This is a genomic window from Lysinibacillus sphaericus (genome assembly GCF_005217585.1).
GTDB lineage: Bacteria > Bacillota > Bacilli > Bacillales_A > Planococcaceae > Lysinibacillus > Lysinibacillus sphaericus.
On the sequence record NZ_SZPT01000002.1, the window covers coordinates 1,242,780 to 1,267,323 of the forward strand.

The following is a 24,544-nucleotide window of genomic DNA, read 5'->3' on the forward strand; positions in this document are numbered from 1 at the left end:
AGTATTCCTTCTCATACACTCATTCCTCCTTGCAATTTTAGATTTTAATACAATTCCGCTTTACATTTAATACATATTATACCATATCTATTTTTGATTTATAAGAATCCAATACCTTAATCTGCTTCAAAAATTAGTTGTTTCAAAATAAATATTAACACTTTATTGTTAAACTAACCGACTTCGTTAGTTTAATAAGAAAAAAGAGCTGCCTATGCAACTCAATAATCTTCAAAAAAAGCGCCCGATTGTAGTATATTAAGTAAGTGACCTTTTACTTGTTAATGTAAAAGCATCCCGTAAGCTCAATAAGAAATTATTTTCTTTTCTCATAGATCTCTTTTACGAATTGTTCCTTATAGTCTGTGTATTCATTTATTCCACCATTAAAGTAATAATTGCAAGTAGAGCTATACGTAACCATGCCATATAAAGCAATTTTATTGATGGAACAAAAATTGAAGCGAATGCAAATAAATTTACATTCGTTTGGAAAAAGTCGATTGAGAAATATCATAACGGACTCATTGAAAAGTCCAACCAGCTATACAATGAGCTACTTGAAAAAGAAATCATACCCGAAATGGAACGGGAAAATGAACAGGAATTAGCATTGGAAGACCTTGACCAAATGGTTAAAAAAGTAGATGAAGTGATTTCTGAATACAATCGAAAAATTGGGGACTCATCGGATGTAGCAGAGCGAAAGGCTTTAAGAAAGGAACGAAAATTCCCAAAGCAAACGCGCAAACAATTAATCGACTATATGGAACGCAAACTAAAATATCAAAGAGACTTCGAAATCTTTGACGGACGAAATAGTTACTCGAAAACAGACCCGGATGCGACATTTATGCGTATGAAAGATGACTATATGAAAAATGGTCAATTGAAGGCAGGTTATAACATACAAGTAGCAACAGAGGGTCAGTATGCGCTTGCCTACAGCATTTTTTCGAATCCAACGGATACACGTACATTAATCCCATTTTTGGATGAAATCGAACAACATTATTTGAAGTTACCAAAACATATCGTAGCAGATGCTGGATATGGAAGCGAACAAAATTATGATGATATCCTTGTGAACCGTAAGCGAGAAGCCTTAATCACATACAACATGTATGTAAAAGAACAGAGGAAACCGTATAAGCAAAACGAATTCAATACAGGGAACTGGGCTTATGATGAAGAAAATGATCGATATACTTGCCCAAACCAACAACAGCTTGAATTTAAATATCGTACCACGAAAACGGATAAGTATGAGTACACGCGTGAGTTTAAGGTATACGAATGTGAAGACTGTTCCGGCTGCCCCCTCCGTTCATTCTGTACAAAAGCAAAAGAAGGAACGAATCGAAAGTTAACAGTGAATGAGAAGTGGGAACAACAAAAAGAACATGTGAGAACAAAGCTTTCAGAAGAAAAAACGAGTACCATTTATCGTCAACGCAAAATTGACGTGGAACCCGTTTTTGGATTCTTGAAGGCTGATTTGCGTTTCACTCGATTTTCTGTACGAGGAAAATCGAAGGTTGATAACGAGATGGGTCTCGCATTAATGGCTGTGAATTTTCTTAAATTCACAGCCATTAGCTAAAAGCTATATGGAGACAACATAAAAAACAGAGAAATCCAAATTTAAATAAATTCAAATTCGGATTTCTCACTAATCGAAGCTAGTTATGTCCCAGCCTCTTTCAGAAAGATTTTTTGTAATCATAGGATACAGGCCTCTTGCTATATTTCTGATTCACTAGAGTTTAAGAAAAATCGCTTATTTTTCTGGACTTTTAGAAGCATCTAATAAAACTACCCCTCCAATTATTAATACTATGCTAACTAATGTCATGATACTGAATGGTTCTCTCCAAAAAAGTATTCCAATTACCGCTGTTAATGCTGTGCCTACTCCTGACCATATCGCATAAGCTAAACTTAAGGGAACCGTTTTAAGACATAATGATAAGAAATAAAACGCTAGTCCAAAACTAACGATAATTCCAATGGAAGGGAATAATTTTGTAAATCCTTCCGATAATTTAAGCATTGTCACGCCAACTATTTCACTAATAATGGACATTCCTAAAGCCATATAACCTTTCATATATTACCTCCGATTCTAAAGGTTAATGCGTGCTACCACTTGAGAGTCTTAATACGACAACTCCACCAATGATTAGGGCTAAACCTAAAAATTTTTTAAAATTAAAACCTTCTTTATAAACAATAACGCCTACCAAAGAGGTTAATGCTGTTCCTACCCCAGACCATATCGCATAAGCGGTAACCAATGGAATTGTTTTAAGAGATAAAGATAAGCAGTAAAAAGCTATCCCCATACCTATTACAACTCCGATGGAAGGGAATAACTTTTTAAATCCATTTGATACTTTTAGCATTGAACTACCAATTACTTCGCTTACGATGGCTATTGCCAAAATTACATATGGATTCAAGATTAATTCCTCCTATTTTTTCATATTTACTTTTTTGCATAATGTATCCTCTAGATAGTTTCAAATACTATACAGATTTCGTCATTTCACCTTTTCGAAAGAAGGTCAAAACATCCATTTATAAACTGGTTCACTTGATTCAGGCATCACAAAAAGGCACCCGGCTGTCTTGCCGCGCGCCTTCTGTTCTATCAGTATGCATGCTCTGTTCCCTTCCAGTCTGTCACGCCCGATAAGGATATGTAATCTCTTCAACATCGTCCTAACCCGGAGCACCTCTATTGCTCAGGCTAGTATGTCTATGCGTGGGGCAAACGGGCTAGAAGGTAATCCTAGATTCCACATCACGAAGCTATACTTTATTTGATTTGATTCAAATTGTTTTGCGGTGATTCATTGCGCATGACTCTTTCGATATTTTGGACAAAGAAACGATACCTTGCTTCATGAAATTTTGTGCCATCCGGCATACCTGCAGAATGCGGGGTTAAGACAACATTTTTCAAAGTTCGTAGTTTACTATCTAAATCTAATGGCTCCACAGCAAATACATCCAGACAAGCTCCACCGATTACATTATTTTCTAAAGCTTCAATCAAATCATCTTCGCATACAATCGGCCCTCTTGCTGTATTTACCAATAATGCATTACTTTTCATTTGCTTTAAAAATGTTTTATCGACTAAATTTCTTGTAGACTCGTTTAGAAAAATATTGATTGTAATTACGTCAGAATTTCTAATTAATGTATCCAAATCAACCAATTCTACATCATTATTACTTTGAATATTTTTATTCGTGTCATATGCTAGAACATTCATTTTAAAAGCTTTGGCCAGTTCCGCTACTCTGGAGCCAATCGCCCCAAAACCTATAGTACCGATGGTTTTTCCTAGCAACTCGCTGCCAGTATACTCTAGCTTCGTTTCATCTCCTTTATTTTTCATAAACTGATCCAAGAACGAGATATTTTTGTAATACCCAAGAATCAATGCCATAATATGTTCAGCAACTGCATTCGCATTGACTCCAGCCGCATTACTTACCCAAATATTTCTTTTGCTACACGCTTCAATATCAACATTGTCAAAACCAGCGCCCGTCTGAACAAATTTTAACTGTTGTGCTTTATTTAATAAGGCTTCATCTACTTCGATATGCTCTGGAATTAATACATTCGCTTCACTGATAAATTCTTCGATTCGCTGAGGTTCAACGATTTGAATAGTCCAGTTTTCAGGGAACGATTGCGTAACTCTCTGTTTAGAATAATCGTTAAAGTAACCTGTGATTAACACATTCATTTATGCTACAACTCCTATAATCAATTTATGCTTGAGCCCAAGCTTCAAAGAAAGTACGCTTTATATTGGCAATAACTAGCTTAGGTGATTCATTCTCAAGAGAACCCACTTCAAATGTCAGCACAGGCTTTCTTGTTGGTTTTGGACGTGTAAAAAAGTCAATGTCATTTAGCGTTTGGATGAACTTTGTTAACTCGCCAACGCCAACTTCTGAATCCTTCACTCCAAAAGGAATATGCTTATCGCCGAAATAATGGGCTTGTCTGTCTTTCAAATAACAATTTCCGATATGAATATGCGTGAGATAATCTTTGGCAAGCCACAATGATTGATGTGGATTTTCTCCCATAATCGGAAGGTGACTTTGATCTAGGAGCAGACCAAAATTGTTATACTCACTTTGGATTGTTCTTGCTACATGTACCGCCTCATGGGTAGGGCCCAGCAAATATTTGCGGTCAACATGCCGATCCCCGATTTCTAAAGAGATACAAAGCTCATACGTACCCGCTTTCTCTTTCGCATACTTGCATAGTTCCATGGTTGAAGCTATAAAAGCGTTTATATTATGTTGTTTGTTTTCTTCTCCTTCAAATTTCCCCGTCACGATGTGCATGATTTTTGCATCCATTTCATAGCAATGGTCAATCAGCATTTGACACTTTTTAATTGAGTTGTTTCTTATAGCCGGGTCTAAGGAGCTTAGATCAATGTGTAATTCTCGAAACGCATCTCCGCCATTAAAAATCGTTTCCACACCACTGTACTGAATATACTTTTTAGCGAGATCCCTTGTCTCTTTATCGGCGATATACGAGACTTCCACTGCCGTAAAAAAGGGGTCTTCCAGTATAGTCAGCAGACTTGAAACCATCTGTTCCGGCTTGCTTTGTGGAAAGGGAAACAGCTTCGGCAGGACAATCCCGATGCTCGCCATTTTTTCCAGTTGATCCATCATACGATTTTACCTGACTCGATAAGTGCTGGCAGTTCTTTCACAGTATCAAGAACATGTGTATGATAATACTTGCCCCATACTTCAATTGGTGTCGATCCTTGGGTTACACCAATAACCGCTTTACAGCCTGCGTTATAGCCTTCGAGCATGTCTGCTGGCGTATCGCCAATTTTAATCACATTTCTCACATTTTGAACGTTTAAATATTCCATGGCTTTGAAAATCATAAATGGCGCTGGGCGTCCTTTTCCCTCCGGAACCATATCAAGATCTACCGCATAATCAATCAAACCATCCTTCACCCAGCCAAGTGACTCCATAATAACGCTGTTGATTTCTTTATGAAACCCTGTGCCTGTCGCTACTTTAATGCCATTTTCTTTGCACCATTTAAGCGTTTCCGTTGCTCCCTCAATTTCTCGGCAATTCTCCTGATAATAAGCAATCATATATTCGGTATATCGATCATAGAGTTTGACAGCCTCATCTTGAGTTGAGTTGTCGATATCTACTTCAAAATTTTTAAAATCGATAAAGTTCCCTTTTGTTCTCGCAATTAAAAATTGATACAAATGAATCTTGTTTGTTCCCATATGGTTGCTGATTTCATCTTTTGTAACGTTTAATCCGTAATCCACAGCTGCTTTATAAAGACAATCCCTAACTCCGTTATTATCCTCTACAAGGGTACCAGCTAAATCGAATACAGCTAATTCAATATTATATTTCATTATAAAACTCTCCATTTCTGTTATATGTGGGGTGAAACTACTTGCTGCTCTGTACAGCAGTTCATTATTAATGTCGTTTACTGTTTCAGAATTTTGTCTAGCTCTTTCTGCGCTTTGTTTTTCGCCTCTTTTAATGCTTTTTCCGCAGGGATATTTTCAATTAGTACTTTGTCTTTCGCTAATTCGATTTCAGCATAAATTTTACCACCGGTCGGATCAACAAAAGGTGCAATGCCATTTGTTTTTATCTGTTTCAAAGGAACTGATAAGTTTGGGTTTTCCTTTAATTTATTTTGGAAAATTTCCGTGTTTTCAGCGCTTTCTCGAATTGGAATATATCCCGTTTCTACTGCCCAGTAAGCTGTTTTATCTGCCTCCGAGAAGAACTTTACAAATTCCCAAGCACCCTGCTGTTGTTCTTTAGGAGAATCTTTGAACAAGTTAAACATGACAGAAGTAGCGACTGGTCTCGGTTTGCTTCCGTTAAATCCTTTTTGCATTCCTGTTGCTATTTTATTGAAATCTAAGTCTCCTCCATCACCTGAAGAACCCGTATATCCCGCTGATTTCCCATTCATTACATTGTCAATCGTTTTATACCACCATTCCCAGCCATTTCCGCCATAAACAGTGTCCATTATTTTGTCCTCATGAATCCACTTTCTAATATTATCCCAAGCATAAATCCATTCATCGGAATCGATTGTAACGGTTTTACCGTCTTCACTGACGATATCCCCACCAGCTGAACGGGCATAATCAATCATATGTTCTGAATACCACATAATCGACCAACCAGTAATTCCTTCTTTTTCTTTAATAAGCTTGGCTGCTTCCGCTAATTCCTCGAAGCTTTCCAAAGCATTATAATCAATATTGTATTTATCAAAGATATCTTTTCTGTAATACATCATTTGTGAAGAAACAAATGCCGGCACACCCAAGGTTACATTATTGTACAATCCTTGCTCCAAAAGAAGAACGTCGTCTTTTTTATATTCTGGTTGATTAATTTGATCTTCTAAGGAAAGTAAAACATCACTTTTTGCCAACTTCATAAATTCCGGATAGCGGTTAATTGCTAAAGCAGGAGGTTTACTAGCTGCAAGTGAAGCTTGCAGTGCTTGTAACGTCTCAGTGTAGTCCCCTTGGACAATCGGTACGACTTCATATTTGTCATTACTTTTGTTAAAATCTTCGATGATTTTTTCCATCGTTTCTCCGAGTTTACCGCCAAGACCATAATAGAATTCAAGTTTAATTTTTTCCTTATCGGACGCTACACTTGCATTTGTATCTTTGGAAGCCTTGTTCGAGCAACCCATTAATGCTGTCAATATAAGTGCAAAGCACATGAGAGACAGAAGTACCTTTTTAATCCTGCTTTTACGTTTTTCCACTGTTGTTTCCTCCCAATTAATTATTGTTTTAGTCTCATGCTTCCAACATAACTTTTCATAATTATCGGAATATAGTCGATTCGCATCACCACCTCATCTTATTTATTAACATAGAGATTAGCCATTGAATGGATAATTCTTTTACTAAAAATAGCCAACAGCAGCAACATTGGCACTAGTGAAACTGCGCAGGCAGCCATTGCCAAAGGAAAATCCATTCCATAACCTGCCTGACTCATAAATAATCTTCTCAAACCAATTGTGACAAACATGTTTTCTTCTGACTTGATTAACAGTGAAGGCCACATATAATTGTTGTAGCTATAAATAAATGTGATTAATACCAATGAAGCAATTGCATTTTTGCAATAAGGAATATACACGGTGAAAATAAGCCTTAAATGCCCTGCTCCATCCAATTTAGCTGCATGTACCACATCCTTAGGCACCTGAATAAAAGCTTGCCTCAAGAAAAATATGGCAAAGATACTGATACTTTCACTGAAGATGTAACCCATATGCGTATCCAGTAAATTCACTTCAGACAGCAAAATAAAGGAGGGGATGTAAGTGATAGCTGATGGCAACATATACGTCGCCAATATTAGTGCAAAGCAAAATTTCACCCATCTTTTCTGAAACGTCGCGAATACATACGCTGCAAGTATTGCTGATACGATTTGAATCACGATAATAATTAGACTCACGTAAATACTGTTCCACAGATAAAGCAGTATATTGGTATCGGTAAATAATCTAATGTAGTTGTCAAAGTGAAAGGTTGTAGGAAAAAATTTTCCGCTGTATATTTCACTTTTTGGTTTAATAGAAATCATGAACATCCAGATGAATGGAAAGATCATCGTTATGCTTAATAAAATTAATGCTGTATAATTTATACCAACTTTTAATTTTGCCAAGTTCAAATCCCCACCTCATTTCTTAAACAAGTATTTAGATAAAAAGAAGTTAATCGCGCTAATCAGCAGACAAAGCAGAAGGAAAATTATCGCCAATGCCGAAGCAGATCCCGTTTCATACCACTCGAAAGCTAACACGTAGAAATAATATAAAATTGTTGAAGTTGCACCTGAAGGTCCACCTTGCGTCAAAATGTAAATCTGATCATAGGCTTTAAGCGAGTTTAAAGTATAAAAAATGAATAAAAATACAAGGATAGGCGAGATTGCTGGCAATGTAATTTTTATTAATTTTCGTAATCCTTTTCCACCATCTAAATCATTGGCTTTCTCCACCTCTGGATCTAATTTTGCCATTGCCGAGGTTAGCAACAATATACCAAGACCCAAATATTGCCAAATAGTGACAATAATGACTACTGCCATTGCGGTGGTTTGACCTCCCAACCACTTAACTGGCTCTGCACCTAGTTCTTTTAGAATTGCATTAACAATGCCTGAATCCGTATCAAATATACTGACCCATACCATTGAAACGACCACAGTTGGTGTAATCCATGATGAAAAAGCGGAAGCGACAAAAAAAGTACGAAACGCTTTAATCTTACTTAACGGTATAGCTACAAGTAATCCAATTAGGATTGGCGGAAGCACTGTGAAAACTGTAAATACAAGCGTATTCATTAAAACTTTCACAAAAAAGGAATCACCCATTATATTTTTATAATTCTCTAGCATTACATAATCATAGGTAGGTGAAATGTAATCCCAATTTGTAAAGCTAATGTGAAATGTTTTTATCATTGGATAAATCCAAAAAATAATTAAGGGAATAAGTATTGGCAACAACAGTGCAAGCGACCATAGATTGTCTTTCCCATTTTTAATGCTGATTGGCCTAGCCATCTATGCATGCCCCCTAATCAGTTCATTGATGTTTTTACCATCACATTGGTGTGAGATTTCAAACAACCTAGCTAAAGTAGGTGCAATGTTCTCGATATGCGTTTCTTCAATTATTTTGCTATCCTCGATTTGATGACCGATACACACCATAAATCCATTCATTTCATCCACATTGGACTGATGATAACCATGCAAGCTTTTCAAATTCTTGTACTTCGGTTGTTCTGGAGGAACAATGTCTTCACCGCATACCGTATTGTTCATATCTAAAATACCGACTGGTTGATAGTCAGAACTGGAGTGACTTGCTAGCTGATGAAAATGATTCACTTGTGGAAATTGGCTAAAAAACTCCATAATTTCTTTGTTATGCTGATGTTCCAACAAGCTATAAAATAACAACGCTCCACTTCCGTCGCCGACAAATCGTATTTCTTTGTTGTACAAACTCTGCCGCCAACGACTTTGCGCTAAAACCTCATTTGGATAAAAGAATGATTGAACGTCGCTTTGCCCATGATCAGAAAAGATAATCAAGTTGTATGGTTGTTGTAACTTTCGCAACAACTGATCAATTTGGCTAATATGTTCGATTAGCTGGCCTAGGCAATTAACTGCCTCCTTCGAGTCCTTCCCGTGTAGATGGGAAAATGCATCATATCCGACAAACCTTGCAGCGATAAAGTCGTATGCTTCTGATTCAATGGCTTGTAATATCTCACGCAATGATGTGTTATCGATGTTTTCCACTGAAGCGTTTCCTTGCAACTTTTTTTTGCTGCTGGATTCTGTAACTAAATCATGAATATAAGGATTTCCTGTTGTTAACGGCCAATGGATACAGCAGCTTTTCAATGCATTTTTGGCAAGTGAATAAAATAAGGTCTGTTTATGTAGTGTTTCATTACAAATGATGTCGTGATCTCCGTACAGCTCTATTCTTTCCATCGTTTTAGAATGGGTGACAATATTATCCACCACATAATGTTTGGGATGATGGTTCCCCGTTATCGCCGTCGCATGAGCATTAAAAGTAACGGATGGAAACGTTGTAATCAGTTTTTTACAGTATGAAAATCCGTTATTGATAAAATCCTGTGAATATCGTGCAAAGATTTCATGACTTACACCATCTAATGAGATAAGAATATTCATTGCGGGCTCCTTAAGTTTTTTTGTGTATTTTTGTCAAACATATGGACCTGATTTGCATACATTCCTACGTTCAACTTCTGACCCTGCGTATAAGTTTCAGTAAAGCTTTTTTTCACTATAAAATTGAAGGAGTGATATGTTAGATGTAACAACACATCCGTACCAATAATTTCAGTAAACAGCACCTCCATTTCTAAGGTATTGTTCTTATCTTCTGAAATGAAGCAATGTTCAGGCCTAATACCCGCTACAACCTCCGTGTGGCTTTTTAATACTTCTATTGGCAAATTTGTCTCCAGCAACACTCCATCTATATCTACATAGACTTGTCCATTTCGGTCTATCAGAAATGCATTTAAATAATTGATAGGCGGTGAGCTAATAAAATTCGCCACGAACATATCCACTGGACTATCAATTATTTCCATAGGTGTTCCAATCTGCCTAAACTTTCCTTCTGCAATAATGGCGATTCGATCTCCAAGGGTAACAGCCTCCACTTGATCATGCGTGACATAGACAAACGTAGAATTTAGTCTCTCATGAAGCTTTTTAATTTCAATTCTCATTTCATTTCGTAATTTCGCATCCAGATTGGATAACGGCTCATCCATTAAGAAGACTTTTGGTTCTTTAACTATGGCTCGTCCAATTGCAACCCGCTGTTTTTGCCCGCCCGATAATTGACTCGGAAATCGTTTCAACAATGGCGTTATTTGTAAAATATCTGCTGCCGCCTTGATTCGTTTTTCTCTCTCCGCCTTTTTTACCTTTTTTATCTTCAAACCGTAAGCCATGTTCTCAAATACCGTCATATGCGGATAAAGCGCGTAATTTTGAAAAACCATCGCTACTCCTCTATCCTTAGGCTCCAATTCATTTACACAAACATCCCCAATATACACTTCACCTTGCGTAATTTCTTCAATACCGGCAATCATACGTAACAAAGTGGACTTACCACACCCTGACGGACCTAGCAGTACCAGAAACTCTTTATCTTTGATATCAAGATTAATATTATCGAGCGTGGATTTTTCACTTGTATATTGTTTTGACAAAGACTTCAACGTAATACTCGACATTCTTAAAATTCCCCCATTTATATTATTGTTGATCCGTTATAGCTATTTCGAAGTGATGATTCCACTAATCTCTGGTAAAATCTTGTCTATTGCATGTACGCCAGAAGATATTGATATAAGGAACGCAACCAAACATCGCCGACAGAATGCTGTAAGATAATGTAAATATATCACCTGATCATTTCACTCTAACTATCAACATTATTTATTTTGTTGTTCAATTTTCTTTGTACATTTGATAAAATTATCCTAAATAAGGTTAAAACCTTTGTTTGTACAAAATTTATTGTACACTCAATATAAACTTTATGTGTTAACTGGATATTAATCGCTTGTTAATTTAAAAATGTTTTTTGTAAATCAATTGTATGAGTTTAGCAAAATGATAAGGAGTGTTTACATGGAACAGAAACCAACCAAGGATTGTGCAGGAGTGTCGCAGAGTCGTAACGAATTACGCGCTCAGGTCATCGAGGCCATCGCGCAGACGATGGATTTGTATGGCGCTAATCATTCATTCGGTAAGCTTTATGGCATTATGTTTTTCGAGGATAAACCGATGACACTTGAGGACATGAAAGACTATATGAACATGAGTAAGAGCAACATGAGCTATGCCATCCGATCGCTGATGGATTCTAGAATGGTCACCAAGTTGGAAGAGAAAAAGGAACGAAAAGATCAATATGTGGCGGAGACCGATTTTTTCCAAACATTTCGTGTCTTCTTTACACTGAAACTCCAGCGGGAAATCGATATCATGCTTGGGGCAATCAACCAGGTGATTCCCGAGCTATCTGAAATTGCACTTGCGGAGGGTACCCCCGATGCCGAAAGACAGGAATGCTTGCGTGACCTACATAAGTTACGACACGGTGTATCGTATTACACTTGGCTTCAGAATTTCGTGAATCGACTTCGAGACGGAGATTTTTTAGATTTGCAATAGTGAGCGCTAGGCTATTTAGAAGCGAGTGACTGGGCTACGCAAAAGCAACTTTTCAAAGGCGTAACAGCGGTAGGGAAAATCCACGCCTTCTACGATGAAAAAGGGAATCGAATCCCTGTATAAAATCGAGTAGGAGGGAGTGATTAACTTCCGACCTCTCACACCACCGTACGTACGGTTCCATATACGGCGGTTCAATTAAGATGAATAACGCAAAGTTTTGTAACGAACTTGCAGACTTTTCAGCCCTTGGCTTTCCCAATAGGAATTGCCGAGGGTTCTGTGTAATATGGGGCTTTTCGAAATGCGCCAGTACCCTTTTCGAGTATTCCCCCACTCGTATGCTTTCCCGTAAGGAACGTTTAAGCGAGTAAGATTCCTGACTCTTGTTCGGGGTTTCTTCCAATTCTTCCATAAGCACATTCGTAATCTTCGCTTAATCCAACTATCCAACGTTTTAAAAATAGAATGTGTATCTGCTAGAGCGAAATATCCACACCAAACCTCTACTTCTGTCTTCGTGGCTCGGGACTTGCACCCTATAGTTTATACGCATGCCGGGCGCACATTAAAAATGAGTCCGGTGCAATACCGAACTCATTTTACACAAGCGCCTAACGAATTAACCGTGTCAAACTTTTACGGGTCACTTCAGTTTTGTGGCTTTTCTTATGAACATTACTTTTACGTCTTTTTATCCAGGTGGCGTAAACGGTTGACGTATCAGTATTTTTACTTGTTTTGTTTGTGCTTCTACTTTGCATAAAATCGTGTATATTTCTTAACGTTGTAAATCCGCATAAATCTGACGGGACCCCTATCAGGGTTTATTTGCCGATTTCGTCCTACAAAATTTGAGTTAGTGAGATATAAGAACTCCATATTGTTTGAAAAAATTGCTAATTTCAGAGGTATCCATCCGTACATCAGGTAAATCTTCTGGAAAATAAATTTCTGGAGCTAGCGGTTTGTCCTCTGGTATGCGCAATAGCTTTTCTGCTTGGACAGCAGCTCCCAAGGCGGTAAGATGAGTCTGACCAAGCGGATCAGAAATTGTGATTTTTCGTTCAACCCAGTGCCCATTCTGATCTCGTCCCTTTAGATGAATAAGGATGTGATGTGCACTGCCAGTACCCGGATTGTAGAGCAGGCTTCGTCTAAGTGAACGGAATCGCTCTCCACTTATCATTTTCCATATTCCGCTCTTAACCATTCCGACAAGCATCGAGGTAGCGGCTTTGCTGTCGAAAGAGATGCGGAAGTTGGCTGAGTCGACATTGCCAGCCCTTAGCAATGTCACATGATCAGGAGTGTCAAGCCGGTAGCATTTTGCAGTATATCCATCTGGAAATTGGACTTTCACCGGCTCTGTCATTGGAAATACAAGACGTCTTCCTTCCGGTTCCGTAATATAGAATGGAATGGTCATACGATCCATGTACGCCGCAGAATCAGGTCCTGCTTTGTCCTGCAGCGAGTATAGCGCATGAATATTAACGACGACGTTCTGAAGTGAGGTCGAATGCAGCTTGGCGAATAGTGAAGCAGTTCCCGCCATCCATCCGGAAGACAGCACGACAGGGGAATGAAGATCTGTTTTTTTTAACTTGGTGACCGATTGTTGGAATAGCTCTGTCCAGCGAGTAAGATCGATGAGTGGAATTTTCCTTTTAACTGCCGACAGAAGCAGCCGATCCTGCAGATCGTTGACTGAGTTAATGATTAGCGATACATTGTCGGTTACATAAAGTAGTGGATCATCCGCATTATTATCAACTACGATTGTTTGGACCCGTTCGGACTCGAAAGGTGCCGCTTTTTCCGGTGACCTTCCTCCCAAAGTGATATCCAGTTCGGGGTGCCGATCATGTAATATTTGAGCAATCTGTCTGCCTACTGCACCGTATCCTCCTACAATAAGTACCATTTTTCTGTTCATATTATCAATCTCCTTTTAAATAATTAAATGATTAAACGTTTAATCTTATAAACGTAACGCTTATAAAAAAAGGGATGACATGTGCTTGTCAAGTTAATGACATTAGCACTGGCATTCCTCTTCAACGAAATGGACAAGCTGTTTCATAAGGGCTATTACTTCGTCAAACTCAAGACTGTAGAACATTTGCGTGCCCTTCTTCTGAACCTTAAGCAGCCCTGCTTGCCGTAATACTTTCAGGTGATGAGAGACGTTAGGTCGTGACATGGGAATAAGTTCTGTAATTTGCGTCACATTCATACTCTCTTTGTCGATCAGCAACGCTATGATTTGCTGCCGAATAGGGTCTCCCAAGCCATGAAAATAGAGGCTTAAATTCTCGAAAATATGAATTGCCTTCTGATTGCCAATAAATTCGTCCATGCTCATTGCACACTCCGTTATAATGTTTAATTGTTTAAACATATTGTAAAGCGTTTCACAAAATAAGTCAATGTGTTGATGAGTTTCATCCATCTATATGTATAGTTTAACAGCAGGGAAGTTGTAAATCCGTATAAATCTGACGGGACCCCATTACTCCTTCCCCCTTTATATTGAACCCATTTAAATGGTATGCCTAAAATAAAAGCGATACTCAAACTAAAAATAGCAATGTTTTTCCGCACAAAATTACCTCCTTTCGTGATACGTTCCAAGCTGAACGTAGAATTGCCACCTAGCAAAATTGTATTATTTGCAAATATGTTATTTGTTATTATTAAATTCTATTATTTTATGTAGTTTATAAAATCTATAATTTTCTAAATAAAATGGTTGATTATCGGCATAAAAAAGCACCCAATAAAGTATGATATGCTCCCAAGTGTAGGCATATAAAACAAATAAAATTTTGAGAGCATATCATTTGTGATAGTGAGGTGCTGTCAAAGTAGACCCTCTTTACTTCCAAACGGTTATTTACTTTTTACATAGCAGTTGTATTTTTAATGGAGGACATCCGTATTATTTGAAATTACAATGTTTTCTTTACTAATATTTGCTTCCACCGAATCTTGTTTGAAAACATGGATAATCCCATCTACTACGTTTTGAATAATTTTGTCATCAAATGCTGACTCCGTGCGTAGCACAACTGAACATGCTATTTCTTGATTCTTTGTATCGCCTATATTTGATTCAGTGGTTGCCGAAACTAGAACATCTTCACCTTTTAAACCTGTTTGTTCTGCTATGAGTGATTGTATATCTGCCTCTTTTGCCCTCCGCCACTGCGTTGTTTCTTCATCGACTTCTTCCATCACTCTTACCTTCTTTTCACCATTTGGCAAAAACTCAGTCAATTCACTTGTCACCTCGGGTTTTGGTTTTTTTTGCCCAATAAGATAGTACGATATAGCAATCATCACAATCAGAAGCAGCGAAATATAGTATATTTTTTTAGATTTACTTTTCAACGAAATCACACCTTTTTAATTCACTCGATATGAATAGTTAACTACTAAAGTTCCGCCCACAAGGCTTCCTAATGAAACATCATTGAAATTTATAGTTTTATCTGCTAGAAGAACACGTTTATATGTGATGTATCCTCCAGTACTTACAATAATATTATTGTTATTTTTTATGTAGGTATTTGTATTCCCTACGCTAAAGCCAGAAGGGGGTGTACCAAAAATAGAAACATTATTTACTGTTATTCTATATACATCTTTTCCAGGAGCTATTGGGCTACCCGTAGTATAGTTCACAGTATATATAGTTATATCTCCAGAGCCTACTATGTTCGTAAGTCTTAAACTATAATTATAATTTGTATTTGCTTTAATAGAATCTCTACTACTACCAATTGCTCTTGTTCTTAAAACCTCTTGATTAGAAATTTCAGCATTAACAATAATCCCTTCTCCAACTGGAATATCATAAACTAACGAAGATTCATTATTAAAATCCTGATTTGCATGTTCATTTAAGTAGTCAAATACAATTCCTAATCTTCTATCAATTTCTTCTTGATTAATATCATTTTCATTACCGTAATTAACTTCCGCGGTAATTGATTCTGCTAAAGCTTTATTTTCTCCTATACCTATTGAAACTAATAATAAAAGTAATACAAACATGAATTTTTTCATAAATTCTTCACTCCTATATTTTTTTACTTTTAAGGATGTTTAGGTTATTTCTTTACTTTTAAGATTTTAGTAAAAAATTAGTATCATTAGACAAATTTGTATTCTCTAAAAATACTCCGCTACACATCATTTGCTGTAAAATTGATAGAAGACAAACAACATCAAAAAATTCATTTACATAAGTTTAACTACTATTAAAACTTGTATGAATCATCATAGCTTCAATCTCCCTTCAAGTATTTTTTAATAATTTATCAGAATTTTTAGTTTAATTCAATTAAAAATAGAAGGATATTATTAAAAATTCTATTTCACTTTGCTAAACTTATTGTAAAGAAAAAACTAGTTTGCAGGAGGGTTAAAAATAACAAAGAAGCAACTACGTTTATGCGTCTCCTTTCCTATAACCTAATTTTCTATATTAAATATATCAAAACACTAGCATTACATTAAAGTAAAATCCGAATCCACACCAACTCCTGGTCTATCAACATATAAAATCCATATCAAAATTGTACGGGGTGTGCTATGGTAAATTATCGAAACAAATATATCGAAGGTGGAAAAGTATGTTAGAAGTTAGTGAAAGTAAATTAGCTCAATATGTTGTACATTATGTAAGCGATACCCTTGTCTATGGAGAGGAAGCATTTTCTCAACCTGAAGTTATGCTGGAAGCAGCATTTACACAATTAGCATTTAATAAACTCGACTTTGAGCAGCAATATGAATTTTTTCATGAAACAGCTATCGGCTTAAATGAAGTGTATACGTATGTAAAAGCTATTTTTGATGAGGACGCTAGTTTTCTAGAACAATCCAAGCATATCGCTAGCCACTTACATAGTGCATCTGGGCATCCGAATATTAAAAGTGGCGAGTTGTTTATTGGCTTATTTGACAATTGTTTTCTGTCTACAGAGCCAAAGAAAGTTATTGCCATTGTCAAAATTGAAGAAAAAGAAATGTTTTTAGATATAAAAAATGAACAAAATAAAATGACTGTTAATGGCATCGACGGCATTAACGTTAAGAAAATGAATAATATGGCTGTCATCGTTGATATGGGAGCTGATGAAGCGCCAGTTGTCTTTATGAAAACGAAGAAAAAAGAAGATGTCGTGTACTGGCAAGAACGTTTTTTAAAAATTAAAGTAGCTGATGAACATTACCATAAAACAAACTTGGCATTAACAGAATGTAAGAAGTATATTTTGAAAGAAGATCGTTTTACCAATACCGAGAAGTTAGGCTTGCTAAATAAAACGCTCGATTATTTCCACAGTGAAGAACAATTTCAAGTCAACGATTATATTGAAACTGTATTCGATGCAGCCGATTCAACGCAAAAAGACATTATCGTCAATTCAGTCAAGCCCTATGAAACCGTGATTTCCGAAAGTGCCCTTGCTAAAGCTGAAAAAAGTTATAAACGTAAAATTAAATTGGATTCCGCGATTGAAATTCAAGTGAACGTCCGTGATATCGAGCAACTGGAAGAGCTTATTGAGGTAGGCTTTGATGAGGAAACAAATCGAAAATTTTATAAAATCTACTTTAATGAAGAAATATAGTCCTACGTAATAAAAATAGTGTTAGATTGATTGCGTTCAATCTAACACTATCGCCTTAAAGATAGGTGAAATCGCCAGTAAAACCATACCAGCAAAATTATTGCAATGGAATCTTTACTTCAATATCTTCCCCAATCGGGTTATAGTAATAGTTGAAAAATATTTTAGCTTTACCATTATATTGATCAAAGGACTCTGTTGAATAGAGATACTCATCATCATCTGAAAATGTGCCGCCTTTATATGCTAATGTCGTGCCATCTGCTTTTAAACCACTTCTATAAAATATATGTCGTATACGACCATCCCAATTTTTTGCAGCCGTTTTTAAACTTTGTTGCTCTACAGAAATATCCCAATCTAAAAAATCAGGTTTTGAGAGTACTTCTTGTCTACCAAAATCAACTTCGATAAAGTCCTCCCCCTTTGGAACAGCTTGAACAGCGCCTATCAACACCGTTAATGACTGTGGATTATCAAAATAATTACTTTGCAAATAGAGCGTATATTTGCCGTCCCGAATATCTCCGTTCATTGAATGACTACTACGAATGCTTTCTCTACGCTCACCACTTTCCGTTACGACTGCAATATCATCAAGTGCTAATATTTGCATTGTATTTGCTTTGTCTACTTCAATGTCAAGTGCCAATTTTAGTGTGGTACGGCGAATTTTTGTAATAGTAAACTTTTGACCTTCGACTTCAACAGTACGATTAGCAATAAAAACTTTTTCCTCCGCGATTTCGTTTTGTAAGGAAAACGGTATCGTCATTTCAATTTCCCCTTGATTCTTATCTTTAAAACGAAATACGGCTGTAAAGTCCCGTGAAGTATAGGCCATTGGCTCAGAAAAACTATATTCCACTGAAGATGAAATAAATGCTTGATTTCCCCCACCCATCGTAAATGAACAACCACATTTAATTTCATCGTCTCCTTGGAACAATTGGACTTCCTCCAGATTTAATTCAAATGAAGCATCCGCATCATAGTAAAGGACAAAACCTGACTGATCTGCTATCACGCCTTGTAATGTAAGAGATAGACCATCTTTCGTCTGCGTCTTATTAATTTCTTCATAATATTTATGCTCCACAATATCTTTTATCCCTTTATCTCTTACTACCGCTGATACAATGGCGTCCAAGCCAGGTATTTTTGCAACATAGCTAGCAACAGTTGGCGAAACGCGAATAGAAAGTAATAGACTTAAGCAACACAAAAATACGATTGCTACAGAAGCCATACGCTTCTTTGTTCTTTTTTCTCTCTGTACTTTGCGCAATACATCCATTCGAATTTGTTGAAGTTGCTCCTTTGGCACATCAATTGGTGGTTTTTTCATAGCCAGTCCTCCTTTTCTCTTGCGAAGTTTCTAAGCTTCTTTAGAATGTGATGAAGTTTAGACTTTACAGTACCTTCTGGAATTTGATTGAGCTCGGCAATTTCCTTGTTTTTAAGTTGTTGAAAATATTTCATATAGACGATTTGTTGCTCTGACAAGGTTAATTGCGCTAATAATCTCTCAATATCTGAGTAAATGGCCCATTCAAATACATGATATTCTTCGATCTGAACGGTTTGTTGACGTTTTCGCAAATGGTCTTTACAGCAATTGATTAAGACGCGCACGAGCCATGTTCTGGCATATTCGGGTTGTTGAACGGTATGCATTTTTTTAAGCGCCTTATAAACTAGCTCTTGCATCACGTCTAAAGCGTCTTGCTCATTTTTCATATATGTAAAGGCCATGCGATATAAAATTTCTTCGTCCACTTCAATAAGAGAAAGTATCGCTTGATGATCTCCACGTATGGCACGCTTTGTTATTTCGAATTCCATTCTTTTCGCCTCCTTCCTCCATTAGACTGTAAAATACTTTATTTCGTTCAAAAATGATTTAATCTAACAAAAAAACCTTCAAATTCTTAATGAATCTGAAAGTTTTTGAATGAATATTTAAAATTAGTTAATCTTGGAAGCTTGTTAAAATGCCATCTTCAAAATAAAGGTATTGACCATTTCCATAAACCCATTGTTCATAAGACCCGTATACTGTTACGGTTCTATTAATATCAATTGGTTCACCCCATAAAGATGCTTTTACTTCGTCATAGGTCATTCCTAAAGTAGGATTCATCCCTCTAGCAGCTTCAATTTTTTCGTCTCTTACTCTCGCCTCTTCCTTTCTTATAATCATCGTATTTAAATTTCGCTGATATTCACTTTCAATATAGTTCCAATCGGTTTTCGTTATAGGTCCGAATGATAAAGGACTTTTATAAGATGTATTCGTTACCCCTGCAATAATTTCATCTTTCATTCTTCCATAATATTCAGGATCAACAGCAAGTGCTAAAGCTCCAGAAGCCTTGTACGAATTTTGGTCAGTTTGTAAATAAAGAGCATAATTATACATTGCTAAAAATTCATCATTATCATGAAGTCCTTTTTCATTATCATACACTTCTTGAACCTTTTGAAAATCCTTGTTTCTAACTGCTTGTTCCATTTCATCTAGCACTAACTCTTTACCTTGTTTCGAAAACTTCTCCATTTTAATCCAATTCTCACGACTGACCGCTGACCTAATTCTGTAATACTTCGAACTTATAAAAGTATAATTATTTTCACTTATCAATTGATCCACAAATTTTATACTAAATTCATCTACTTTATCAGTTTCCGATTCAGGTAAATCTAAAGTTTCCAATTTCACCAAAAGATCCTCATATTTCTTTTCCTTTAAAAGCGTTTCTAATGCAAGGATTTCAGATTCTGCCCTTATTTCATTTTCTTCCTTAACAGTTTTTTCACTATTACAACCTGATAATAGTAAACTGAAGCCCAATGCTAATACTAAATGTTTAATCTTTATCAATCAGTACACTCCCTTACTATGTTCTTTTTATGTATTCATAAATCGCCATTATAAATCTATTTTGGTAATCTATAACAAAGTCTATTTTATATTTTCATATAATTACAATCAACCTATTTAGTGATCAATTAAAAGGAAGCTATCCATTCTACCCTATCGATAAACAAAAATGGACCTCACGAAAGTGAAGCCCATTAATCGACTCATGGCTTAGAAATATACTTAATAGCTTGTTAAAAATACTTTACCGTTCGTCTTTTTAGTAGCTTCAACAGCGTCAATTGCCTTTGTTAAATCTGATAAGTCATAGGTGGAATCGGCCTGCATCAGGCGCAATTTTTTGTCATTGATGAGCCTAGTCACATGAGTAAACGTTTCTTGCCATTTGCTCACGGATACATTTTTATTCCAATTCCTTAAATGAAACATATTCGCATTCAATTGTGCACCATTTACAATATGTGCCCAATTGACTTGAATTCCTGATAGTAGACCTATCGTTAAGAAGTGCCCATAAGGATGGACACATGTAGCTAATTCATTGCCATCAGAGCCTCCAATCGAATCAATTGCTGCATTTGCACCTATTCCATTTGTCAATTCCATAACGGTTTCATAAAGACCACTTCTAGAAGTATCTATTACATCAGAAGCTCCTAGATGAAGTAATTTCTCTGTATGCTTATTATTTCTTGTCACGCCAATCAATCGAAAACCTATTATTTTAGAAAATTGAGCAAAAATGTGTCCAATAGCTGAACCACAAGCATTCACCAATAAAACATCATTTGCTTTTAATTTTAAAACTTCTGTACAAACTACCCACGCAGTAACTGGATTGATATACATTTGAGCAGCTGTAAAATCATCTATTAAATCAGGTACAGGAACGCTAAATTCTGCTGATGTTTTAACAAATTCTTGCCATGTTCCTTCTCCACGTAAAGGTAACACACGTTTACCAATAAGATTCTTCGAAACAGAAGAACCTACATTCTCAACAATTCCAACTCCTTCATAACCTGGAATGTTGGGCAATGCTATACGATGAGCATACGATCCTCTAATCGGAATTAAATCAGAGGGATTAATTGGTCTTACTAGCATTCTTACAAGCACTTCATTATCCTTAGGTGGTTCAATCGTTTTATACTCGAGTTTTAATACCTCTTTAGGGCTACCAAATTCATTGAAATGAATATATTTCGCATCCATCTTATCATGCTCCTTATTAGTACTAGAGTAATTGAAGTATAGCATTATATGATGTATTACTTCGTCAACAGTATATTGATTTTCATCACAGATGGTATAATTTAACTGACTAGTAGTCAAATTTTGTTTAGGAGGTTGATAGGATGATAAACAAACGAAATGGGCACTTAAAAAACTAGGGGATTACGACTAAGTAACCAATCTTTTAGCGTCTCCCCACATTTTGAAAGGGGAAAATTATTTGAAGCAACTATTATTAATCATCGACGCACAACAAGCATTGATTGATGGAAATCAAGAAACAGGTCAAATTTTCAGTAAAGAGAAGCTTATTATTACTATTAATAAAGTAATTAACAAAGCAATAGCAGCAACAGTTCCAGTTATTTTTGTAAGGGATCTTGATGTAGCTGAAGGACAGGGAGATGGATTTCAAATTCACAATGAAATTACTGTACCTACTGAAGCAAAGATCTTTGATAAATCTGCAACAAATTCTTTTTATGGGACAGGACTGCTTGAACATTTAACAACACAGCATATTGAACATATTGTTATGATGGGCTGTGAAACACAGCACTGTATAGATAGTGCTGTTAGAACAGCAACAATCAGTGGTTTTGATGTAACGTTAGTCGAGGATGGGCATTCAACATTGGGCAATGCTGTTTTAAGTTCCGAACAAATTATACAGCATCATAATACTACCCTGCACGGTCATTATAATGTTGACCACTTTTCTATTGTTAGAAATTCCGAGGAAGATTTATTTCGTCCCACTCATAATTCTTATCGGGATAGTTAAAATTAGTCATTCAATGAAGAGAGCCGGCAATATAGCACAAAGGACTTGCATGTATTTATGCGCAAGTCCTTTATGTGGTATGTTATTTCGACTGTTGGAAAGTCAACTTTTATTCTCATTCGTGCACACAGCCGCCATTTCAGAACTTTATAGTACAAACGTTTTTTAAAGCTTTTTTGTGTAATAATATCGCTTACCTGTTAGTGGATAATGGGTGAGTACAAATTCTTCTTTATAGCCAAGCTTCACGTAAAAATCAGGTGCCTGAAAACTAAACGTATTTAAAAATGCATATTTACAACCTCTATCTCTAGCAATCTTCTCAGCTTTATCCATCAGTTCCGTACCAATATGCTGTCCACGAAGTTCTTCACTTACCCATAAATACTCAACTTCTAGCCAATTTCCATGTGTCTCTCCAATTAACCCTGCAACTCTAGTTCCTTTTTCATCTTCTACAAAAATCCCAATATCTTTTACTACCTTTTCTTCAAGATTTGAAAGATTGTATTTTAATAACGCTTGAAAAATATGCGCTTTCTCCTCGTTAGTAACATTTTCACATTCAATATATTTCATTTTTCTGCCTCCTCTATTGCTTTATTAATTATTGAAAGAAGATACCTCTTTTTTAAAATTGCTTGCTTTTTTGTCCCCGTTACAGCTTTCCAAGCCAATAACCCTAAGAACAAGAAGAACATTGCACCAATTAAGCCGACAGGTCGAATCGAAGTGAATTCAGCGGCTAAACCTATTACAATCGTTACGGCTACAATAATACTTGCTTCAATAACACGAAAGAGGCTTTCAAACCTTCCCATTATCTTTACAGGTACATGATTTTGGTAAAAAGTTAGATAGCCTGTATTTGCAAATGTTACGGCAAAGCCTATTAAAAATACACCTGGTACTGCACTAAAAAAACCGCTAGCACTATAAAATACTAGATATCCAATTGAGGTGAAAATAGTACCGACACCTATTAAATGATTCACCGCAAGATGTTTTGTAAATATAGAATTAATGATAGACCCGATGATAATGCCAGCTCCAAAAATACTTAGTAAATACCCATAATTAGTATCTGAAATTGACAGTACACCTTTAGCAAATGCTGCCTCTAGAGAATCGATTGCAGTCATAAATATCGTAGTACCACTAAATAATAAGTAAATTTTGGTGATATAAGCATTTTCCTTTGTAAAATTAACAACTACATGACAATCTTTTTTTATTAATTCCCATGAAAATCTTTGCATTTTTGTTTCTTTATCTCTTACATCAACATTAGGTAGCATCATGATAAGAAGAGCCGAAAAAAATAATGCAATTGCATTTATATGAATGGCAGTATACGGTGTGCCCAGCCAAAATAATATACCCGCAATAGCAGGCCCTATTAATGAACCACAAGCATTGATAAAACTACGTAGTGCATTAAAGCGTTGCCGATCTTTTACAGGGATTAGTTTCGTCATATACACCATCGATGTAGGCTGAAATATAGCACTGCCCACATTTATGATAAATGCTACTCCATAGACATAAATAAGCGAAGGTAAAAAAGGAATTACCGCAATACATAATGCCCGGAACATGTCCAATCCCATCATAAGTAGCCGCGTATTTACCCGATCAATTAAGCTACCTGCCCAAGTATTTGAAAAAATCGTTGCGATTGGACCGAGGATATATAATAAAGCAATGGCAAGTGGGGAACCTGTTTCATTCAATAGGATTAAATTAAGTGCGATCAGATAAACCCACGCACCCACATTTGAAATGCCTATCCCTCCTAACAGCATTAAAGGATACTTCCATCTGGACATTATCACCACTCCTATTTTATTTTTAATAAAACAAAATAAAAAACTCACCCCCAAGATAGTATCTTGGGGGCGAGTCATATCGCGGTGCCACCCCAGTTCGTTTCTACATTGCTGTAGCAACCTTATCGAGTACGGCATTTTTCAAAATCGTGCGATACTCTATCCCGTTAACGTGAGAATACGTTGCATCATCATTGTGTCAACAAATAAATCCAATGCACAGCTCAAAGGCTTGTTTCAACATATTTCGTATCCCTCCTTTTCAGCTCCCAGAGGTCTCTGTAGATCGTACG

General features: G+C 36.4%; 24 protein-coding genes, 2 pseudogenes and 1 other annotated feature (1 of these 27 running past the window's edge). Of the genes and pseudogenes, 4 read left to right on the forward strand and 22 right to left on the reverse strand.

The genetic code is table 11. The annotated features are described in order from the left end of the window. Nucleotides 1–439: 439 nt before the first annotated feature. Nucleotides 440–1,594 (forward strand): annotated as a pseudogene (locus FC748_RS11555) (IS1182 family transposase); the annotation flags it as partial. Nucleotides 1,595–1,780: 186 nt separating this feature from the next. Here the strand turns inward: FC748_RS11555 and FC748_RS11560 are convergent. From FC748_RS11560 to FC748_RS11605, 10 genes are all read right to left on the reverse strand, one after another. Next, nucleotides 1,781–2,110, reverse strand: a complete 330-nt coding sequence (locus FC748_RS11560; protein WP_024361570.1) for a DMT family transporter — start codon at nt 2,108–2,110, stop codon at nt 1,781–1,783. Nucleotides 2,111–2,132: 22 nt separating this feature from the next. Next, nucleotides 2,133–2,462, reverse strand: a complete 330-nt coding sequence (locus FC748_RS11565; protein ID WP_108029565.1) for a DMT family transporter — start codon at nt 2,460–2,462, stop codon at nt 2,133–2,135. 359 nt (nt 2,463–2,821) lie between these two features. Further along, nucleotides 2,822–3,766 carry an NAD(P)-dependent oxidoreductase gene (locus FC748_RS11570; RefSeq protein WP_108029564.1) on the reverse strand — a complete coding sequence of 315 codons (945 nt, stop codon included), beginning with the start codon at nt 3,764–3,766 and terminating at the stop codon, nt 2,822–2,824. 25 nt (nt 3,767–3,791) lie between these two features. Next, nucleotides 3,792–4,724 carry a sugar phosphate isomerase/epimerase family protein gene (locus FC748_RS11575; protein ID WP_108029563.1) on the reverse strand — a complete coding sequence of 311 codons (933 nt, stop codon included), beginning with the start codon at nt 4,722–4,724 and terminating at the stop codon, nt 3,792–3,794. Further along, nucleotides 4,721–5,455 carry an HAD hydrolase-like protein gene (locus FC748_RS11580; protein WP_024361574.1) on the reverse strand — a complete coding sequence of 245 codons (735 nt, stop codon included), beginning with the start codon at nt 5,453–5,455 and terminating at the stop codon, nt 4,721–4,723. The genes FC748_RS11575 and FC748_RS11580 overlap by 4 nt, the downstream gene beginning before the upstream one ends. A 77-nt stretch (nt 5,456–5,532) precedes the next feature. Then, on the reverse strand, nt 5,533–6,855 hold the full coding sequence (locus tag FC748_RS11585) for an ABC transporter substrate-binding protein (protein WP_108029562.1): 1,323 nt from the start codon (nt 6,853–6,855) through the stop codon (nt 5,533–5,535). A gap of 98 nt (nt 6,856–6,953) precedes the next feature. Then, nucleotides 6,954–7,775 (reverse strand): carbohydrate ABC transporter permease, encoded by an 822-nt coding sequence (locus FC748_RS11590; protein ID WP_229388851.1) that lies wholly within the window; start codon nt 7,773–7,775, stop codon nt 6,954–6,956. 15 nt (nt 7,776–7,790) lie between these two features. Beyond that, a complete protein-coding gene (locus FC748_RS11595) occupies nt 7,791–8,681 on the reverse strand; it encodes a carbohydrate ABC transporter permease (RefSeq protein ID WP_108029560.1) in 891 nt (296 codons plus the stop codon). Further along, entirely contained in the window at nt 8,682–9,836 is a 1,155-nt protein-coding gene (locus tag FC748_RS11600) for an alkaline phosphatase family protein (protein ID WP_108029559.1), read from the reverse strand. It lies immediately after the preceding gene. Further along, nucleotides 9,833–10,921 carry an ABC transporter ATP-binding protein gene (locus FC748_RS11605; RefSeq protein WP_108029558.1) on the reverse strand — a complete coding sequence of 363 codons (1,089 nt, stop codon included), beginning with the start codon at nt 10,919–10,921 and terminating at the stop codon, nt 9,833–9,835. Before FC748_RS11605 ends, FC748_RS11600 begins: the two co-directional genes overlap by 4 nt. Nucleotides 10,922–11,321: 400 nt before the next feature. Between FC748_RS11605 and FC748_RS11610 the strand changes: the two genes are divergently transcribed. Then, nucleotides 11,322–11,870 (forward strand): GbsR/MarR family transcriptional regulator, encoded by a 549-nt coding sequence (locus FC748_RS11610; RefSeq protein ID WP_024361580.1) that lies wholly within the window; start codon nt 11,322–11,324, stop codon nt 11,868–11,870. A gap of 198 nt (nt 11,871–12,068) precedes the next feature. On the opposite strand, the pseudogene FC748_RS11615 reads toward FC748_RS11610, so the two are convergent. From FC748_RS11615 to FC748_RS11640, 6 genes and pseudogenes are all read right to left on the reverse strand, one after another. Continuing rightward, nucleotides 12,069–12,371 (reverse strand): annotated as a pseudogene (locus FC748_RS11615) (group II intron maturase-specific domain-containing protein); the annotation flags it as partial. Nucleotides 12,372–12,729: 358 nt separating this feature from the next. Next, nucleotides 12,730–13,809: a saccharopine dehydrogenase family protein gene (locus FC748_RS11620; protein ID WP_108029556.1), complete on the reverse strand. Its 1,080-nt coding sequence runs from the start codon at nt 13,807–13,809 to the stop codon at nt 12,730–12,732. A 102-nt stretch (nt 13,810–13,911) separates the two neighbouring features. Next, nucleotides 13,912–14,232, reverse strand: a complete 321-nt coding sequence (locus tag FC748_RS11625) for an ArsR/SmtB family transcription factor (RefSeq protein ID WP_025218853.1) — start codon at nt 14,230–14,232, stop codon at nt 13,912–13,914. A 26-nt stretch (nt 14,233–14,258) separates the two neighbouring features. Then, nucleotides 14,259–14,477, reverse strand: coding sequence for a hypothetical protein (locus FC748_RS11630; protein ID WP_108029555.1), 219 nt, complete (start codon nt 14,475–14,477; stop codon nt 14,259–14,261). Nucleotides 14,478–14,795: 318 nt separating this feature from the next. Further along, the gene (locus FC748_RS11635) at nt 14,796–15,266 is read right to left on the reverse strand and encodes a hypothetical protein (RefSeq protein WP_108029554.1); all 471 of its coding nucleotides are present in this window, start codon (nt 15,264–15,266) and stop codon (nt 14,796–14,798) included. 15 nt (nt 15,267–15,281) lie between these two features. Continuing rightward, nucleotides 15,282–15,944, reverse strand: a complete 663-nt coding sequence (locus FC748_RS11640; protein ID WP_108029553.1) for a hypothetical protein — start codon at nt 15,942–15,944, stop codon at nt 15,282–15,284. A gap of 569 nt (nt 15,945–16,513) precedes the next feature. Here FC748_RS11640 and FC748_RS11645 point away from each other — a divergent pair. After that, on the forward strand, nt 16,514–17,518 hold the full coding sequence (locus FC748_RS11645; RefSeq protein WP_108029552.1) for a nucleoid-associated protein: 1,005 nt from the start codon (nt 16,514–16,516) through the stop codon (nt 17,516–17,518). Nucleotides 17,519–17,615: 97 nt separating this feature from the next. On the opposite strand, the gene FC748_RS11650 is transcribed toward FC748_RS11645, so the two are convergent. The 4 genes from FC748_RS11650 to FC748_RS11665 all read right to left on the reverse strand — a co-directional run bounded on the left by FC748_RS11650 (nt 17,616) and on the right by FC748_RS11665 (nt 21,617). After that, nucleotides 17,616–18,866 (reverse strand): DUF4179 domain-containing protein, encoded by a 1,251-nt coding sequence (locus FC748_RS11650; protein WP_108029551.1) that lies wholly within the window; start codon nt 18,864–18,866, stop codon nt 17,616–17,618. Further along, nucleotides 18,863–19,363: a sigma-70 family RNA polymerase sigma factor gene (locus tag FC748_RS11655; protein WP_024361590.1), complete on the reverse strand. Its 501-nt coding sequence runs from the start codon at nt 19,361–19,363 to the stop codon at nt 18,863–18,865. Before FC748_RS11655 ends, FC748_RS11650 begins: the two co-directional genes overlap by 4 nt. A 127-nt stretch (nt 19,364–19,490) precedes the next feature. Next, a complete protein-coding gene (locus FC748_RS11660; protein ID WP_024361591.1) occupies nt 19,491–20,402 on the reverse strand; it encodes a hypothetical protein in 912 nt (303 codons plus the stop codon). Nucleotides 20,403–20,624: 222 nt separating this feature from the next. Then, on the reverse strand, nt 20,625–21,617 hold the full coding sequence (locus tag FC748_RS11665) for a zinc-dependent alcohol dehydrogenase family protein (protein WP_024361592.1): 993 nt from the start codon (nt 21,615–21,617) through the stop codon (nt 20,625–20,627). 241 nt (nt 21,618–21,858) lie between these two features. On the opposite strand from FC748_RS11665, the gene FC748_RS11670 reads away from it, so the two are divergent. Then, nucleotides 21,859–22,422, forward strand: coding sequence for a cysteine hydrolase family protein (locus FC748_RS11670; RefSeq protein ID WP_024361593.1), 564 nt, complete (start codon nt 21,859–21,861; stop codon nt 22,420–22,422). A 165-nt stretch (nt 22,423–22,587) separates the two neighbouring features. On the opposite strand, the gene FC748_RS11675 is transcribed toward FC748_RS11670, so the two are convergent. Together FC748_RS11675 and FC748_RS11680 are read right to left on the reverse strand one after the other, a co-directional pair. Continuing rightward, the gene (locus FC748_RS11675) at nt 22,588–23,001 is read right to left on the reverse strand and encodes a GNAT family N-acetyltransferase (RefSeq protein ID WP_024361594.1); all 414 of its coding nucleotides are present in this window, start codon (nt 22,999–23,001) and stop codon (nt 22,588–22,590) included. Next, a complete protein-coding gene (locus tag FC748_RS11680) occupies nt 22,998–24,251 on the reverse strand; it encodes an MFS transporter (protein WP_108029550.1) in 1,254 nt (417 codons plus the stop codon). The genes FC748_RS11675 and FC748_RS11680 overlap by 4 nt, the downstream gene beginning before the upstream one ends. Nucleotides 24,252–24,313: 62 nt before the next feature. After that, nucleotides 24,314–24,544, reverse strand: a binding site (T-box leader) (it continues 30 nt past the right edge of the window).

Bases quoted from the DNA above. Each gene is read 5' to 3' on its own strand.
- FC748_RS11560 (WP_024361570.1), bottom strand. From the start codon at position 2,110: ATGAAAGGTTATATGGCTTTAGGAATGTCCATTATTAGTGAAATAGTT.
- FC748_RS11570 (WP_108029564.1), bottom strand. From the start codon at position 3,766: ATGAATGTGTTAATCACAGGTTACTTTAACGATTATTCTAAACAGAGA.
- FC748_RS11575 (WP_108029563.1), bottom strand. From the start codon at position 4,724: ATGATGGATCAACTGGAAAAAATGGCGAGCATCGGGATTGTCCTGCCG.
- FC748_RS11580 (WP_024361574.1), bottom strand. From the start codon at position 5,455: ATGAAATATAATATTGAATTAGCTGTATTCGATTTAGCTGGTACCCTT.
- FC748_RS11595 (WP_108029560.1), bottom strand. From the start codon at position 8,681: ATGGCTAGGCCAATCAGCATTAAAAATGGGAAAGACAATCTATGGTCG.
- FC748_RS11600 (WP_108029559.1), bottom strand. From the start codon at position 9,836: ATGAATATTCTTATCTCATTAGATGGTGTAAGTCATGAAATCTTTGCA.
- FC748_RS11605 (WP_108029558.1), bottom strand. From the start codon at position 10,921: ATGTCGAGTATTACGTTGAAGTCTTTGTCAAAACAATATACAAGTGAA.
- FC748_RS11610 (WP_024361580.1), top strand. From the start codon at position 11,322: ATGGAACAGAAACCAACCAAGGATTGTGCAGGAGTGTCGCAGAGTCGT.
- FC748_RS11620 (WP_108029556.1), bottom strand. From the start codon at position 13,809: ATGAACAGAAAAATGGTACTTATTGTAGGAGGATACGGTGCAGTAGGC.
- FC748_RS11625 (WP_025218853.1), bottom strand. From the start codon at position 14,232: ATGGACGAATTTATTGGCAATCAGAAGGCAATTCATATTTTCGAGAAT.
- FC748_RS11640 (WP_108029553.1), bottom strand. From the start codon at position 15,944: ATGAAAAAATTCATGTTTGTATTACTTTTATTATTAGTTTCAATAGGT.
- FC748_RS11645 (WP_108029552.1), top strand. From the start codon at position 16,514: ATGTTAGAAGTTAGTGAAAGTAAATTAGCTCAATATGTTGTACATTAT.
- FC748_RS11650 (WP_108029551.1), bottom strand. From the start codon at position 18,866: ATGAAAAAACCACCAATTGATGTGCCAAAGGAGCAACTTCAACAAATT.
- FC748_RS11655 (WP_024361590.1), bottom strand. From the start codon at position 19,363: ATGGAATTCGAAATAACAAAGCGTGCCATACGTGGAGATCATCAAGCG.
- FC748_RS11665 (WP_024361592.1), bottom strand. From the start codon at position 21,617: ATGGATGCGAAATATATTCATTTCAATGAATTTGGTAGCCCTAAAGAG.
- FC748_RS11675 (WP_024361594.1), bottom strand. From the start codon at position 23,001: ATGAAATATATTGAATGTGAAAATGTTACTAACGAGGAGAAAGCGCAT.
- FC748_RS11680 (WP_108029550.1), bottom strand. From the start codon at position 24,251: ATGTCCAGATGGAAGTATCCTTTAATGCTGTTAGGAGGGATAGGCATT.